At 66.0% G+C, this 13,975-nt stretch carries 18 protein-coding genes; 9 read left to right on the plus strand and 9 right to left on the minus strand.

All coding sequences use genetic code 11. From position 1 onward, the window contains the following. The 3 genes from ASD78_RS20095 to ASD78_RS12690 all read left to right on the plus strand — a co-directional run. On the plus strand, window positions 1-1,279 hold a 1,279-nt coding region (locus ASD78_RS20095; protein WP_235566496.1), incomplete at its 5' end, for an RHS repeat-associated core domain-containing protein. Between the two features lie 753 nt (window positions 1,280-2,032). Continuing rightward, window positions 2,033-2,452 carry a hypothetical protein gene (locus ASD78_RS12685; RefSeq protein WP_056101933.1) on the plus strand — a complete coding sequence of 140 codons (420 nt, stop codon included), beginning with the start codon at window positions 2,033-2,035 and terminating at the stop codon, window positions 2,450-2,452. Between the two features lie 103 nt (window positions 2,453-2,555). Then, window positions 2,556-3,317 carry a hypothetical protein gene (locus ASD78_RS12690; RefSeq protein ID WP_235566497.1) on the plus strand — a complete coding sequence of 254 codons (762 nt, stop codon included), beginning with the start codon at window positions 2,556-2,558 and terminating at the stop codon, window positions 3,315-3,317. A gap of 89 nt (window positions 3,318-3,406) precedes the next feature. Here the strand turns inward: ASD78_RS12690 and ASD78_RS12695 are convergent, their stop codons facing one another. The 6 genes from ASD78_RS12695 to ASD78_RS12720 all read right to left on the minus strand — a co-directional run bounded on the left by ASD78_RS12695 (window position 3,407) and on the right by ASD78_RS12720 (window position 7,161). After that, complete coding sequence (locus ASD78_RS12695) at window positions 3,407-4,690, minus strand: RNA polymerase sigma factor (RefSeq protein ID WP_056101935.1); 1,284 nt, start codon at window positions 4,688-4,690, stop codon at window positions 3,407-3,409. A gap of 37 nt (window positions 4,691-4,727) precedes the next feature. Next, window positions 4,728-5,252 (minus strand): SRPBCC family protein, encoded by a 525-nt coding sequence (locus ASD78_RS12700; protein WP_056101940.1) that lies wholly within the window; start codon window positions 5,250-5,252, stop codon window positions 4,728-4,730. Between the two features lie 15 nt (window positions 5,253-5,267). Beyond that, window positions 5,268-5,690 carry a YciI family protein gene (locus ASD78_RS12705; RefSeq protein WP_056101944.1) on the minus strand — a complete coding sequence of 141 codons (423 nt, stop codon included), beginning with the start codon at window positions 5,688-5,690 and terminating at the stop codon, window positions 5,268-5,270. Between the two features lie 148 nt (window positions 5,691-5,838). Beyond that, window positions 5,839-6,258, minus strand: coding sequence for a VOC family protein (locus tag ASD78_RS12710; protein WP_056101947.1), 420 nt, complete (start codon window positions 6,256-6,258; stop codon window positions 5,839-5,841). Window positions 6,259-6,280: 22 nt separating this feature from the next. Continuing rightward, a complete protein-coding gene (locus ASD78_RS12715) occupies window positions 6,281-6,631 on the minus strand; it encodes a YciI family protein (protein ID WP_082575613.1) in 351 nt (116 codons plus the stop codon). A gap of 107 nt (window positions 6,632-6,738) precedes the next feature. Continuing rightward, on the minus strand, window positions 6,739-7,161 hold the full coding sequence (locus tag ASD78_RS12720) for a YciI family protein (protein ID WP_056101950.1): 423 nt from the start codon (window positions 7,159-7,161) through the stop codon (window positions 6,739-6,741). A 196-nt stretch (window positions 7,162-7,357) separates the two neighbouring features. Between ASD78_RS12720 and ASD78_RS12725 the strand changes: the two genes are divergently transcribed. The 5 genes from ASD78_RS12725 to ASD78_RS12745 all read left to right on the plus strand — a co-directional run bounded on the left by ASD78_RS12725 (window position 7,358) and on the right by ASD78_RS12745 (window position 10,766). After that, a complete protein-coding gene (locus ASD78_RS12725; RefSeq protein WP_056101952.1) occupies window positions 7,358-7,936 on the plus strand; it encodes a YceI family protein in 579 nt (192 codons plus the stop codon). Between the two features lie 94 nt (window positions 7,937-8,030). After that, window positions 8,031-8,504, plus strand: coding sequence for a DUF1579 domain-containing protein (locus ASD78_RS12730; protein WP_056101955.1), 474 nt, complete (start codon window positions 8,031-8,033; stop codon window positions 8,502-8,504). 97 nt (window positions 8,505-8,601) lie between these two features. Continuing rightward, complete coding sequence (locus ASD78_RS12735) at window positions 8,602-10,020, plus strand: M20/M25/M40 family metallo-hydrolase (protein WP_056101958.1); 1,419 nt, start codon at window positions 8,602-8,604, stop codon at window positions 10,018-10,020. A 68-nt stretch (window positions 10,021-10,088) separates the two neighbouring features. Then, window positions 10,089-10,337 carry a hypothetical protein gene (locus ASD78_RS12740; RefSeq protein ID WP_055905997.1) on the plus strand — a complete coding sequence of 83 codons (249 nt, stop codon included), beginning with the start codon at window positions 10,089-10,091 and terminating at the stop codon, window positions 10,335-10,337. A gap of 84 nt (window positions 10,338-10,421) precedes the next feature. Then, on the plus strand, window positions 10,422-10,766 hold the full coding sequence (locus ASD78_RS12745) for a RidA family protein (protein WP_055906000.1): 345 nt from the start codon (window positions 10,422-10,424) through the stop codon (window positions 10,764-10,766). 23 nt (window positions 10,767-10,789) lie between these two features. On the opposite strand, the gene ASD78_RS12750 is transcribed toward ASD78_RS12745, so the two are convergent. Then, the gene (locus tag ASD78_RS12750; protein WP_056101960.1) at window positions 10,790-11,590 is read right to left on the minus strand and encodes a type 1 glutamine amidotransferase; all 801 of its coding nucleotides are present in this window, start codon (window positions 11,588-11,590) and stop codon (window positions 10,790-10,792) included. Window positions 11,591-11,634: 44 nt separating this feature from the next. Next, window positions 11,635-12,768, minus strand: a complete 1,134-nt coding sequence (locus ASD78_RS12755; protein ID WP_056101963.1) for a carboxylate-amine ligase — start codon at window positions 12,766-12,768, stop codon at window positions 11,635-11,637. Window positions 12,769-12,907: 139 nt separating this feature from the next. Between ASD78_RS12755 and ASD78_RS12760 the strand changes: the two genes are divergently transcribed. Further along, window positions 12,908-13,273, plus strand: coding sequence for a DUF6164 family protein (locus ASD78_RS12760; RefSeq protein ID WP_056101966.1), 366 nt, complete (start codon window positions 12,908-12,910; stop codon window positions 13,271-13,273). An 84-nt stretch (window positions 13,274-13,357) separates the two neighbouring features. Here the strand turns inward: ASD78_RS12760 and ASD78_RS12765 are convergent, their stop codons facing one another. Further along, window positions 13,358-13,873: a M48 family metallopeptidase gene (locus ASD78_RS12765; RefSeq protein ID WP_056102896.1), complete on the minus strand. Its 516-nt coding sequence runs from the start codon at window positions 13,871-13,873 to the stop codon at window positions 13,358-13,360. Between the last annotated feature and the right edge of the window lie 102 nt (window positions 13,874-13,975).

A 13,975-nucleotide genomic window follows, 5' to 3' on the forward strand; every position in this document is an offset into this window, starting at 1 on the left:
GTACGACACGAACAACCGCCTGACCAATGTCCAGAACAGCGGCGGCGCCAGCGTGGTGGGCCTGAGCTACGACGTGCAGGGCAATCTGAACAACAAGAATGGCCAGCAATACGGCTTCGACTACGGCAATCGTCTGCGCTGGGTGATGGGCAAGGAGAACTATCGCTACGACGGCCACGGCCGTCGCTCGAAGATCCAGAAGGACAACGGCCTGCAAGAGTGGTTCCAGTACAGCCAGGCCGGGCAATACCTGTTCAGCTCGAAGCTGACGGCCGGCGGGGTGCAGACGACGCAGGAGAATGTGTACCTAAGCGGCAGCGTGATCGCGACGATCGATCACAACTGGCCGAGCAACACCATCATTGCGACCAAGTACCAGCACACCGACGCACTAGGCAGCCCGGTGGCAACGACCGATACCGCAGGGGCATTGATCGAGCGCACGAACTACGAGCCCTATGGCAGTGCGATCAACAAGACGGTCGATGGTATCGGCTATACCGGCCATGTGATGGATGGCGCAACCGGGCTGACATATATGCAACAGCGGTACTACGATCCATCTATTGGGAGATTTCTGAGTGTTGACCCTGTTGGTGCTAGCGGTACTGGAATTAACTTTAATAGGTATAAATACGCGGCAAACAACCCTTATCGCTTCATAGATCCTGACGGGCGCGAAGAAAAGAATAAAGACAATCAAACGAAGGCATGCGGCACGGACACTACTTGCCGCATATCTAGCGGGCAGTCTGCAGGTGCAATTAATGGGGTGGCCGCATCTGCTCGTGGGTCAATCTTCGCAGGAAACGGCAAGGTGCTGGCCGAAGGGACTAGTCAAAACGGGGCCCCTGGCGTTTCTTCAGTGGCTTTCAACGGTGGGGTGAGGGATAGGAAGCCCATTAGTGTTCCTGTTAATCTCCCTGGTCAGGATAAATGGGCGCTATCTCAATTGCTTGGCGTGCCAGTGGAAGCTATTTCGAATGTGCAGGTGCTTAGCAACTCGCCCAAGTCTAAATTGTATGGCGCAGTCGCTACTACTGGAGTAAACGTAATATTTGTCGCGGGTAGTGGTGAGTCTTTTATGAGTGATCCCCGAACTATGTTGGAAGAGTATTTCCATGTGATTAAGCAATGGAATCCGGGGGCGCTCACTGGATTGGGTTATATTTTTGAGAATGTGAGGCAGGGTGGTTATGATAAAAATAGGTTTGAGTTGCAAGCAAAGGGTTTCGCAAGAGATAATCTCAAGCAGTTCGAGTATCTAAGAACGCCATAAGGGGGTGAGGATGAAGCTATTGTTAGCTGCAGCACTTTCTGTTGCGCTGTTGGCGTCTTGCGTCGCGGATGCTGGATTCAAGGTGCGAGGTAGAATTGTGGCTGCTGATGGCTCGCTACGAGAAGAGTGCACGGTTGAGAGACTCGATCGTGAGGGGAGAGTGCTCGATTGGCAATCGGCAGACGGTGCGTTTCTCGCATCATTTACTGTTGCGCCGGGAGTAAATAGATTTCATATTGCCGTTCATTGTAGAGGGGTTCGGCAAACTTTTTCTTCGAGGGAGTTCGAGATAGTTGGGTCTGAGAATTATAATGATCCTATCGACCTCGGGGTCATTCAATTGAACGACTAGGGTGTGATCAACGAACAAGCGCTTCCGCTGTCCAACACTTGCCTGAAAGCGAGATCATATTTTTATTGCGGCGCCCGTGCGAAGGTGTGGATGCTGGTCGCATGCCACTGACGTCCTTATGGTCCCATGCACAGGCTGCTCATTCGAGTGCCGCAAGGATTGGGTCGAGCGGGCGCCAGATGTCGTTGGTCAGGAAAGTCGCGTGCTGGGTGTCGCGGGTTTCCTACATTAGCGTCTGTAGAGCGTGATGCTGGTAAGGACAGCCGCTGCCGGAGCCGGTTCCTCAAGATCCATGGCGCCCGTGTCGGATGGTGGGTGAGTCGCCTGCGGTGCGGAAGTAGCAGCCTATTGTTGCGGTCTGGGAGGTCGGAGATCTCTGTGCTAAGTCTTTTCCTAATAGGGTGAGCGACGAGACCGGGATCATCGGCGAGTCTTTGGCGGGGTTGTTAGTGGTCGAGACCTTCTTCGAGCAGCCGAAGCTGTTCGATGTCTATATCGCGATGAGTCCCAGTCTGTGGTGGAACCAGGATGCGCTGATGCTCGAGGCCGAGCGGCGTTTGAAGGTGGGCGGGTTCGCGGGACGGACCTTGTTCCTGTCGTCGGCCAATGAAGACAATATCGCGCCGCAGACGGCGCGGCTGGCCGATGCGCTGCCTGCGGCGGCGCCGGAAGGGCTGAGATGGCGTTACGGCCCCCGGCCGGATCTGTCGCACAGCACTATCTATCGGACGCTTTCGCCGCAGTTGTTGCGCGATGCATTCCCGCCTGAGGCTGAGGTCCGGCGCGGAAATGAAGCCGGTCGCACCTCAGCGAAGCCCTAGCGAGCGATCGGCAAGGTTGGAGCGAGCCACGGTTTATGGTTCGGCTGGTTCACGGCGAGTGGCCTTGTCAGCTGGCGGGAGGTACGACTGTCGAAGGACGGGGATGAACGGTTACTGGCGGCATTGGATGAGAACAGATATGAGCAATCGGCGCGTCATCGGTAGCCTGTTGGTTTGGGCCGGCTTGTTATGCGCGACCTCGGCAATCGCCGCGCCGCCGAAGCCCGCAGCCGCCGCAACGGTCCTGCCCTTGAATACCAAGATCGAGGGCCTGGGTTATGCCGAGCTCAGCGCGCGCTGGTGGCGCTGGACCGACCGCTTCCCGGGCGGGATGGAGCCTTACCGCGATCCCGACGGACGATGGTGTGCGGTCGCGCAGGACGGGCCGGTGTGGTTTCTGGCCGGGACCGACGGCAGTGCGAACGTGAAGCGGCGGTGTTCGGTGCCGGTCGGCAAGCATGTGTTCCTGCCCATCATCAATCTGTACCAGCGCACCCGCTATCGGATTGCGACGCGGCAGCGCGCCGCGGAGTGCCGTTCGCTACTGGACGGGCTGGCGTTGAATAACGATGCCCTGCGCAGCGCGGTGGTGCTGATCGACGGCGTCCAGGTGACCGACCCGAAGCGCTATCGGGCGCGCACCGAGGGGTGCTTCGATGCGTTCGGCGACGATGAGAACGACGGCACTGCCGCGGTGATCGCGGCCAGCGATGGCTATTGGCTGCTGCTGCCGCCGATGAAGCCGGGGCGGCATACCCTGGTGGTGGGCGCGAACTACGGCCGTGGCGACGCGGACGAAGACGGCTACGGCAACATGGTCCAGAACTTCGAGTACGTGCTCGACGTGGGCGGCCCGACGTATTGATTCGTACGCGACGTGGACAGAGCGCCATTCCGCGATACGACCGATCTCGTCGGACCGATACGGACCGAGCCGTCGCCGCGTCGCGCCAGTTACTCGCGCTTATGCGTCGCGATGCTACGCGCACACGCGGCCGCCCGGTCCGTCAGCAACTCGCGCTCGCGCGCATTACGCGTAAGCGACGCAGCGCGTTTGAACTCGGCATGCGCTTCCTGATAGCGGCCTAGCTTGGCCAGGAAATCTCCACGCACGCTCGGCAGCAGGTGGTAGCTCTTCATCGACGGTTCGTCGAGCAGGGTGTCGGCCAGTTCCAGGCCGGCGGCGGGGCCGAAGGCCATTGCCAGGGCGACGGCGCGGTTGAGTTCGATCACGGGCGACGGCGCGAGTTGGGCCAGGGCGTCGTAGAGGGCAGCGATGCGGGCCCAGTCGGTTTCGTCGCCAGTGCGGGCGCGGGCGTGGCAGGCGGCGATTGCGGCTTGCAATGCATACGGGCCACGAGCGCCGCCGAGTTTTTCGGCGCGTTCCAAGGCGGTCAGTCCGCGCCGGATCAGGACCTGGTCCCAGCGTGCGCGGTCCTGGTCCAGCAGCAGCACCGGTGCGCCATTGGGGTCGACGCGAGCGCGCGAACGCGAGGCCTGGATCTCCATCAGCGCGGCCAAGCCGTGTACCTCAGGTTCGCGCGGCACCAGTTCGGCGACGATGCGGCCCAGGCGCAGGGCTTCCTCGCATAGGGCCGGGCGCATCCAGTCGTCGCCGGCGGTGGCCGAGTAGCCTTCGTTGAAGATCAGGTAGATCACCGCCAGCACCGAAGCCAGGCGTTCGGCGAGTTCGTCGCCGCGCGGCACTTCGAACGGCACCCGCGCTTCGGCCAAGGTGCGTTTGGCGCGGACGATCCGTTGCGCCACGGTCGGTTCGGGGACCAGGAAGGCGCGCGCGATCTCGTCGGTGGTCAGGCCGCCGAGCAGGCGCAAGGTTAGAGCGACGCGCGCTTCGGTGGACAGCACCGGATGGCAGGCGGTGAACACCAGGCGCAGCAGGTCGTCGCCGATGTCGTCGTCGATGGCCGCCTCGAACGCGGCCTCGGCGTCGTCCTGCCAGTCTTCGAGTTCGTAGCCCAGTTCTTCGTACTTGCGCTGCTGCAGCTTGCTGCGGCGCAGGCGGTCGATGGCGCGGTGCTTGGCGGTGGCCATCAGCCAGGCGCCTGGGTTGTCGGGCACGCCGGTTTCGGGCCAACGCTCCAGCGCGGCGACCAGGGCGTCCTGGGCGAGTTCCTCGGCCAGACCGACGTCGCGCACCATGCGCGCCAGGCCGGCGATCAGGCGCGGCGATTCGATACGCCAGACGGCATCGATGGCGCGATGGGTGTCGGTGGTCATCGGATGCGGTCGGACGTCCAGAGTGGGAAGGGGCGGGCTACTTTTCGGACTGGACCTTGAGCGCGGCCAGGCCGGTCTCGAAGTCGCGTCCGATCATACGATCCATGTTGAAGAAAACGCCCATGAGTTTGGTCATGTAGGCAGCGGGCCCCTGCATCGACCAGGTCACGCGGGTGCCGCCGGCCTGGGCGTTCGCGGCGAACTCGGCGATGTTGTGGCTGACGAAGGGTTTGCTGAAATCGAGCTGGATGGTGGTGCGGTCGGGGCGGGCGTCGGTGATCTCCATGCGTCCGGCGCCGGCCTTGCCCTGACCCTGCCAGGCGTAGGTGGCGCCGACGCCGCTGGGGGCGCCGCCGATCTCGCGCCGCATGTCCGGTTCGAGTTTTTCGTAGGGCGACCAATCGCGCCAGCGGTGGAAATCGTTGACGTGGGCGAGGATGGTCTCGGCCGGGGCATGGATGACCAGGCTGCGTTCGATCCGCAAGGTATCGGGACGGGTCGCGGCGTAGGCCAGCACAGCGATCACGAGCAGGGCGAGCAAGGACAGGATGATGACGAGCATGTGGGCGGTGTCCGATCAGTTGCGTTGAGCGCTATCGCCGTGCATGTCGCGGAAACCGGATCCGGCCTCCTGGACATCGGCGGGGAAGTCCTCGAAATCCATCACCTGGCGGATTTCGATGGTCTCGTTTTCCGCGGCCGGGCAGCGTGAGGCCCAGGCGATCGCTTCGTCTCGCGATGCGACCTGGATCATCCAGTAGCCGCCCAGCACTTCCTTGGATTCGCTGAAGGGGCCATCGGTGACTTTCGGCTTGCCGCCGGCGAAGGACACGCGTGCGCCCATCGAGGGCGGGTGCAGGCCGTCCAGCGCGACCAGCACGCCGGCCTGCTGCAGGGTCTCGTTGTACTTCATCATCGTCGCGACGCGGTCGGCGGGCGGCAAGGTGCCGGGCGCGGCTTGTTCGTAGCCTTGGGGAATCATCAGCATCATGAAGCGCATGGTGCATCTCCTGTGGTGGCGCAAAGAGGGGGCGGCGGCAGGCGCCGCAAGGCACGCCGAAGGTCGGTTTGTAGCGCAGGGGGGCGAGCGAGGCCGGTGACGATGGCCGAGCGCGCGCCGCCGCTATGCGAGCGGCGCGCGCAAGCGATCAGGCTTTCTTTTCGAAGTTGATCAGCCACGGCACGCCGTAGGCGTCGGTCACGCAGCCGAAGCGCTCGGCCCAGAACGTCTGCTGCAGCGGCATGGTGACTTGGCCGCCTTCGGACAGACCCTGGAAGATGCGTTCGGCATCGGCGGCGGAATCGACGTTGAGCGAGACCGACATGCCCTTGACGCCGTCATAGGGGTAGTGGGTACCCGCGTCGGAGGCCATCAACACCCAGTCCTTGGCGGCCAGGCGGACGTGCATGACCTTGTTCTTTTCTGCATCCGACAAAGAGTCGCAGCTGCTGTCGGGGGCTTCGCCGTAGCGCAGCAGCAGTTCGATCTTGCCGCCGAGCAGTTCGGCGTAACGCTGGAACGCGGCTTCGGCGTTGCCGTCGTAGGTGAGGTAGGGGGCGAGGTACATGGGTGACTCCTGTTTTTGGGGACTAGGTGCAGTTCATGTCGCCGTCGACGATGCGGTGCAGCTCGCTCACGCCGTCGCCGGCGATGTCGAGGAAACGCTTGGCGTACTCGACCGCGGATTCGAAGGACTCGACCTCGATCAGGGCGTAGCCGGCGATCACTTCCTTGGCCTCGGCGTAGGGGCCGTCGGTGACGGTGATCTTTCCGCCGCTCAGGCCGATGCGGGCGCTGCCTTGGGCGAGCAGGCCGCCGGTGTGCAGCAGGCTGCCGTCGCTGAAGCCCTGCTGGATCAGCTCGCCCATGCGCTGCTGTTTGTCGGGACCGAAGTCGGCGGGCTTGCTGGTGTCGGGCGTGTAGATGGACAGGAACTTCATCGGTGACTCCGTGGTGGGGAAGGCGAATGTTTTCGACGGACTGTACGAATGCGACGAACGGCGGCGCGCGCGATCGACATAGGCGGCGAACCGTTTCCGGGCGGTGCTCAGTGCTTGGCGGCTTGGACGCGCAGGCGTTGTTCCTGTTCGCGCAGTTCCGGGGTGAGTTCGGCGCCGAAATCCTCGGCCTCGAACACCTGGCGGATCTCGATTTCCGATTCGCCACCGGTCGGGTTCGGGCAACGCTTCACCCACTCGATCGCCTCTTCCTTGGACTTGACCTGGATCAGCCAGAAGCCGCCGATCAGTTCCTTGGCCTCCGGGAAAGGACCGTCGACGACGCTGCGGCGCTGGCCGGAGAAACGCACGCGCGCGCCCTTGGAAGAGGGATGCAGGCCTTCGCCGGCCAGCAGCACGCCGGCCTTGACCAGCTCCTCGTTGTACTTGCCCATCGCGGTCAGCAGTTCTTCGCTGGGCATTTGCCCGGCTTCGGCAGCGTCGTCGGATTTGACTATCAGCATGAATCGCATGGCCCTGTCTCCTGGTTGGGTGGGGAGCGCTGGCCGCGGTGTGCGGTGTCAGTGCGGCGCTCTTACTCAGGGCGACGAAGGCCGGGGCGCGGAATCGACACGACCCGCGAAATTTTTTTCCGACGATTGCGGTTGCCGGGCGAGACGGCGCGGTGCTAGCGTTTCGGCCCCAACCCCGGATCGAAGGAACGTCGCAATGAAGTCGCTCAAGTATTTGATCCCGATAGCATTTATCGCCAGCGCATCGGCCGTGGCCGCGCCGACGACCTACGAGATCGACCCCGACCACACCTATCCCAGCTTCGAGGCCTCGCACATGGGCGTCTCGGTCTGGCGCGGCAAATTCAACTCGTCCAGCGGCAAGGTCGTGCTCGACAAGGCCAAGGGCACCGGCACGGTCGAGGTGGTGGTCGACACCAACAGCATCGACTACGGTCACGACAAGATGAACGAGCACGCGCGCGGCGACACCCTGTTCGACGTCGCCAAGTACCCGACCGCGACCTACAAGGGCAAGCTCGAAGGTTTCGTCGATGGCGCGCCGACCAAGGTCGTCGGCGAACTCACCCTGCACGGCGTGACCAAGCCGCTGGAACTGAAGATCAATTCCTTCAAGTGCATTCCGCATCCGATGCTCAAGCGCGAGCTCTGCGGCGCCGACGCCAGCGCCAGCTTCCAGCGCGATGCCTTCGGTATCGATGCCGGCAAGGACTGGGGTTTCAGCATGGACGTGACGCTGCGCATCCAGGTCGAGGCGGTCGCGCAGGCCAAGTGAGCCGGTCGCAGGTCGGGCACGGATCGCATCACCGGCAACATCCACTGGAGGGAGCGCCAGGCCGCCGCGGCTTGGGCTCCTCGAGGACAGGACCATGAACAACGAACCGCAAGCCGAGCATCGCTGGTTGCAACGATTGCTCGGCGAATGGGTGGGCGAGGGCGAGATACCCGGGGCGCCCGGCGAAGCGCCGACCACCTGGCGATCGCAGCAGACGGTGAGCAAGATCGGCGAGCTCTGGATCCGGTGCGAGGCGCGCAGCGAATCGCCGGAGGCGTCGATCATGCAGATCACCCTGGGCTACGACCCGGCCAAAGGCCGCTACGTCGGCGCCTTCGCCGGCAGCATGCTGTCCAGCCTGTGGGTCTACGAGGGTTCGGTCGGCGCCGACGGGCGCACGCTCACCCTCGACACCCGCGGTCCGGATTTCGACAGCGGCCGGATCCGCGACTTCCAGGACATCATCGAGCTGGTCGACGACGACCATCACGAACTGCGCTCGCGCATGCTCGGCGACGCCGGGCAGTGGCAGCCGGTGATGTCGGTGCGCTACCGGCGCAAGAAATAGCCGGGCTCGCCGCGGTCGCGACCGGAGTCGCGATCGCGGCACTTGCGGCGCCCTCGGGCGGACGGCACTGTCGTTTTTTTCGGCAGAGGAACCAGGCATGTCGCGTTCGCTAACGGGTGTCAGCATGGTCGCGGCGATGGCCGCGTTGTGGGCGGGCGCGGCGGCGGCCGCACCGGCGCCGGATGAGGCCGCGTTCCGCGCCCTGTACCGCGAACTGGTCGAGATCAACACCACCCGCTCGGTCGGCAGTTGCACGCGCGCGGCGCAGGCGATGCAGGCGCGTTTGCTCGCGGCCGGCCTGCCGGCGCAGGACTCGCGCATCCTCGCGCCCAGCGACCGCCCGCAGGCCGGCGCCTTGGTCGCGGTGCTGCGCGGCCGCGATTCCAAGCTCAAGCCGCTATTGCTGCTGGCCCACATCGACGTGGTCGAGGCACGGCGCGAGGACTGGCAGCGCGACCCGTTCACCCTGGTCGAGGAAGACGGCTGGTTCTATGCGCGCGGCGCCAGCGACGACAAGGCGATGGCGGCGATCTTCACCGACAATCTGGTGCGCTACCGCCAGGCCGGCTACGTGCCGCGGCGCGACATCAAGCTGGCCCTGACCTGCGGCGAGGAATCGCCGGACGTGTTCAACAGCGTGAAGTGGCTGATGGAGACCCAGCCCGAGACCTTGGCGGCCGCGTTCGTGCTCAACGAAGGCGCCGGCGGCGAACTGCGCGACGGCAAGCCGCTGGCGCTGCAGGTGCAGGCCGGGGAGAAGGTCTATCAGGACTTCGAACTCAGCGCGAGCGATGTCGGCGGGCACAGTTCGCGACCGACCCGCGACAATCCGATCACCCATCTGGCCGGCGGTCTGGAGCGGCTGGGCGCCTACCAGTTCCCGATCGCGCTGAACCCGGTCACGCGCGGCTACTTCGAAGCGCAGGCGCGGCTGTCGGCGCCAGCGGTTGCCGCCGACATGCGCGCGGTGCTGGCCGATCCGGCCGACGCGGCCGCGGCCGATCGCCTGTGGACGATCAACCCAGGCTGGAACAGCACGCTGCGCACCACCTGCGTGGCGACCCAGATCGAGGGCGGCCATGCGTCCAACGCGCTGCCGCAGCAGGTGCGTGCCAACGTCAATTGCCGGATCCTGCCGGGCGTGCCGGTCGAGGAAGTGCGCCAGACCCTGGTGCGCGTGCTCGCCGACGAACGCATCAAGGTGGCGCCGCGCGGCGAGCCCGGCATGGCGACCTCCGCGCCGCCGCTGTCGCCGAAGATCCTCGGCCCGGTGCGCGAAGTCGCCGATACGATCTGGCCCGGGGTCGCGATCGTGCCGACCATGTCCACCGGCGCCACCGACGGCCGCTTCCTCAATGCCGCCGGCATCCCCACCTATGGCCTGTCGGGCCTGTTCCACGATGCCGAGGGCAGCCGTGCGCACGGTCTCAACGAACGTATCCGGGTGCGCTCGCTGCTGGACGGGCGGCGTTTCCTGTACGAAGTCGTGCGCCGCTACGCCGACGCCGCGGATTGAGCGCCGGCCGGCGGGCGCGGCTGCGATGCGGGCGCGCTACGCCCGCACATCCATCAGGGGGTAACGATATGGAGATCCTGCTGCACACCGACGAACTCGGCGACGGCGTGAGCGTCGACAACGCGACCGCGGACGACATCGCCGACACGATCGCGCAGACCTCGCATCTGGGGCGGGTGCACTACATCGTCTACGACCAGCGCAGCTTCCGTGTGGTCGCCGGCAGCGAGCCGGGGTCGATGCAGAAGATCGCCCAGTCGGACGTGCCGGACAATCTGCTCGCCTTGCTGTCGGCGTTGCGGGCTACGCGCGGCTGACGCGGCCCTCGCGCGCCGGTTCGCGGCGCCGGGCCGCGGCGCCGGATGGGCGATACTGGCCGTCCCCACTGAGCGAGGTGCAGCATGATCCAGCGCTACGAAGTCGGTCCACGCATGTCGGAAATGGCCGTGCATAACGGTACGGTGTACCTGGCCGGGCAGATCGCCGACGACGAACACGCCGATATCGGCGGGCAGACCCGGCAGGTGCTGGCCGCGATCGACGCCTTGCTGGCGCAGGCCGGCAGCGACAAGTCGCGGATCCTGCGCGCGCAGATCTACCTGGCCGACATCGCCGATTTCGCGGGCATGAACGCAGTCTGGGACCAGTGGGTGGTGGCCGGCCGCACGCCGCCGCGCGCGACCGTGCAGGCGGCGCTGGCGAATCCGAACTGGAAGATCGAGATCGTGGTGACCGCCGCGGTTTGAGTCCTGCGACGCGGCGATGCGGCTCAGCCGCCGTCGCCGCGCCGGCCGGCGCCGGCCGCGGCCAGGAACGCGTCCAGCAGCGGCCGCCCGGGCATCAGTTCGGGAAAGCGCGCGTCGTGGAATTCCGGATGCCATTGAACGCCGACCACGAAGGCGGCATTGGGCGCGCGTATGCATTCGGGGATGCCGTCCTCCGACCAGGCCTCGACGTGGAGGCCGTCGCCGAGCCGGCGGATGCCCTGGTGATGGATCGAATTCACCCGCGTGCCTTCCTGCGGCGGGTACAGCGCGGCCAGCCAGCCGCCGGCTTCGATGCGCAGCGGATGGGCGTGTTCGTCGTAGCGGTCGGGCAGGTAGTGCTGGTTGCGGGTGGCGCCGCCGGCGACCAGATCCTGGTACAGGCTGCCGCCATAGGCGACGTTGATCAGCTGCATACCGCGACAGACGCCGAGCACCGGCTTGCCGGCGGCGGCGAAGGCGCGCAGCAGCGACAGTTCGAAGCGGTCGCGCACCGGGTCGGTGGTCTGCAGCAGCTCGCTGGGCTGCTCGCCATAAGCGACCGGATCGATGTCGGCACCGCCCTGCAGGATCAGGCCGTCGAAGGACTGCGCGTATTCGCGCACCGACAGGTCGCTGCGCTGGACGTCGCCGTCGGGATCGACGGTGGGGATCATCGCCACCAGCGCGCCGGCCGACATCACCCAATGCGCCATCGACTGTTCCAGGTACTGCAGGGTCTTGTTGCGGAAGCCGTACTGCGCGGGCAGGTTGCGCATCAGGCGCGGCGACAGGCCGATCATCAGTTTGCGCGGCGTGGCGTTCATACGGGCCTCGATGGGGACATGATCGGTAGGAGCGGGCCGACGGCTCAGTCGCTCGCCGCGGTGGTGGTGCGCAGCCAATCGACCACCGCCTCCAGCGAGGGTACGCGGCCCAGGCCGCGGTCGCGTTGTTCGCGGTACAGCGCCAGTTGCGCATGGGCGCTGCTGCCCTGGGCGACGATCGCATCCAGCGGCGCCAGCGCGGCGGTGCTGTCCAGGGCACGGATGTCCTGCGCGCACAGTTCGCGCAGCCGCGCCAGCATCTGCGGCAGCGGTTCGGGGTCGGCGCCGCTTTCGTCGAAGAACTTGGCTTCGGTGCCGAAGCGCTTGGCGCGCCAGCGGTTCTCGTCGATCACGCGCCGGGTCAGGGCGCTGCGCGGCGGGTCGTCGTCGGGGCAGCGCACCAGGTAGCGCAGCAGGCAGCGGTACAGTGCGGCGATCGCCAGGGCGTCGCGGACCCGGGTGCAGCAGTCGGCGATGCGCAGCTCCAGGGTGGGGAAGCGCGGCGAGGGCCGGATGCCCCACCACAGCGAGCGCGCGTCGTTGATCGCATGGACCCGGGTCAGCAGGGCGGCGAGGGCGTCGTACTCGGCCTCGTCGGCGAAGAAATCCGGCACGCCGGTGCGCGGCCATTCGTCGTAGACGGCCTGGCGGTAGCTGAGCAGGCCGGTGCGCGAGCGGTTCCAGAACGGCGAGGAGGTCGACAGCGCCAGGAACAGCGGCAGCCAGCGCATCATCCGGTTCATCACCCGCACCCGGTCCACGCCCGGCGGCAGTTGCACGTGCACGTGCAGGCCGCAGACCAGGCTGCGGCGGGCGACGATCTGGAAGTCCTCCATCAGCCGCCGGTAATGCGAGCGCGGGCTGCGCTCCTGTTCGCGCCACACGCCCAAGGGGTGAGTGCCGGCCGCGACCAGGCCCAGATCGAAGCGCGCGGCGACCTGCGACAGCGCGCTGCGCAGGCCGATCAGGCTGCGCTCGGCCTCGCCGGCGTCGCGCAGGATCGGGCTGGAGATTTCGATCTGCGATTGCAGCAGTTCGTTGGCGACCGAGTCGCCGAGTTCGCGCCGGGCCTGCCTGAGCAGTTCCGCCGGCACCCGCGTGGCCAGGCCGTGGGCGCCGGGGCGGACGAGAAAATACTCCTCCTCGATGCCGTAGGTGTAGTCGTGGTGTTCGCTCACGCGCGCTCGCCGAGGCGTCGGGGCGTGGCGATGGAGGAAGGACGATACATGCGGGCGCTCCTGCGGTCGCGGATTTCGGCCAAGGTAGCGCGGGCGATGTAAGCGGCAGTTGAAGAAGCCGGCGCGGTATCATCGGCGCATGTCGAAACTGCTGCTGAATCTGCGCCAGGTGCCCGAGGACGAGGCCGCCGACGTGCGCGCGCTGCTGGACGCGCACCGCATCGAGTTCTACGAGACCCGGCCCAGTCGCTGGGGCATTTCCTATGGCGGGATCTGGATCGCCTACGACCGCGACGAGGCCGCGGCGCGGGCGCTGATGGCCGAGTACCAGGGCGAGCGTCAGGCGCGTGCGCGCGCCGAGCACGACGCGGCCCTGCGCGACGGCAGCGCCGAGACCTTCGTCGACGTGCTGCGGCGCGAGCCGCTGCGGGTGTTGGCGATCGTCGCGGCGATCGTCGCCTTGCTGGCGGTGCTCGCTCTGCCGGCGTGGCTGCTGCGGCACTGAGCCGGAGCGTTGCGCCGCGACCGGGGCGCGGTCGCTGAGTTCATCAACCGCGACATAGCGTGATGCGGCCCGATGGCGCGCGCGTCAGCCGCGCGCCGCCGGCGTGGCGTCTTCCAGATCGAGCGCGGTGAGGTAAAGGCGCAGGTCGAACTCGAGCTGGTGGTAATCCGGCTCCATGTGCGTGCACAGCTGGTAGAAGGCGCGGTTGTGGTCGCTTTCCTTCAGGTGCGCCAGTTCGTGCACCACGATCATTTTCAGGAACTCCGCCGGCGCATCGCGGAACACCGTGGCGATGCGGATCTCGCGGCTGGCCTTGAGACGGGCGCCCTGCACCCGCGAGATCGCGGTATGCGTGCCCAGGGCCTGGCCGATCACCTGCAGGCGGTTGTCGTAGATCACCTTGTGCAGCGGCTCGGCCTTGCGCAGGTAACGGCCCTTGAGTTCGGTCGTGTATTCGTACAGCGCGCGGTCGCTGCGAACCTCGTGCGCCTGCGGGTAGCGCTCGCGTAGCACCGCGCCCAGGCGTCCTTGCGCGAGCAACTCGCGTACGCGCGCCAGCACGTGCTCCGGGTAGCCGTTGAGGTAGGTCAGGGACTGCATGCCGTAACGATACGACAGTCGCCGCGCGCAGCGGACGGCGACGCGTGCGGGCCTGCGCGCGACCGGCGTTTTGCTCATTTCTTCAATGGATCGCACGCCTCA

This window comes from Lysobacter sp. Root667 (assembly GCF_001427715.1).
GTDB lineage: Bacteria > Pseudomonadota > Gammaproteobacteria > Xanthomonadales > Xanthomonadaceae > Lysobacter.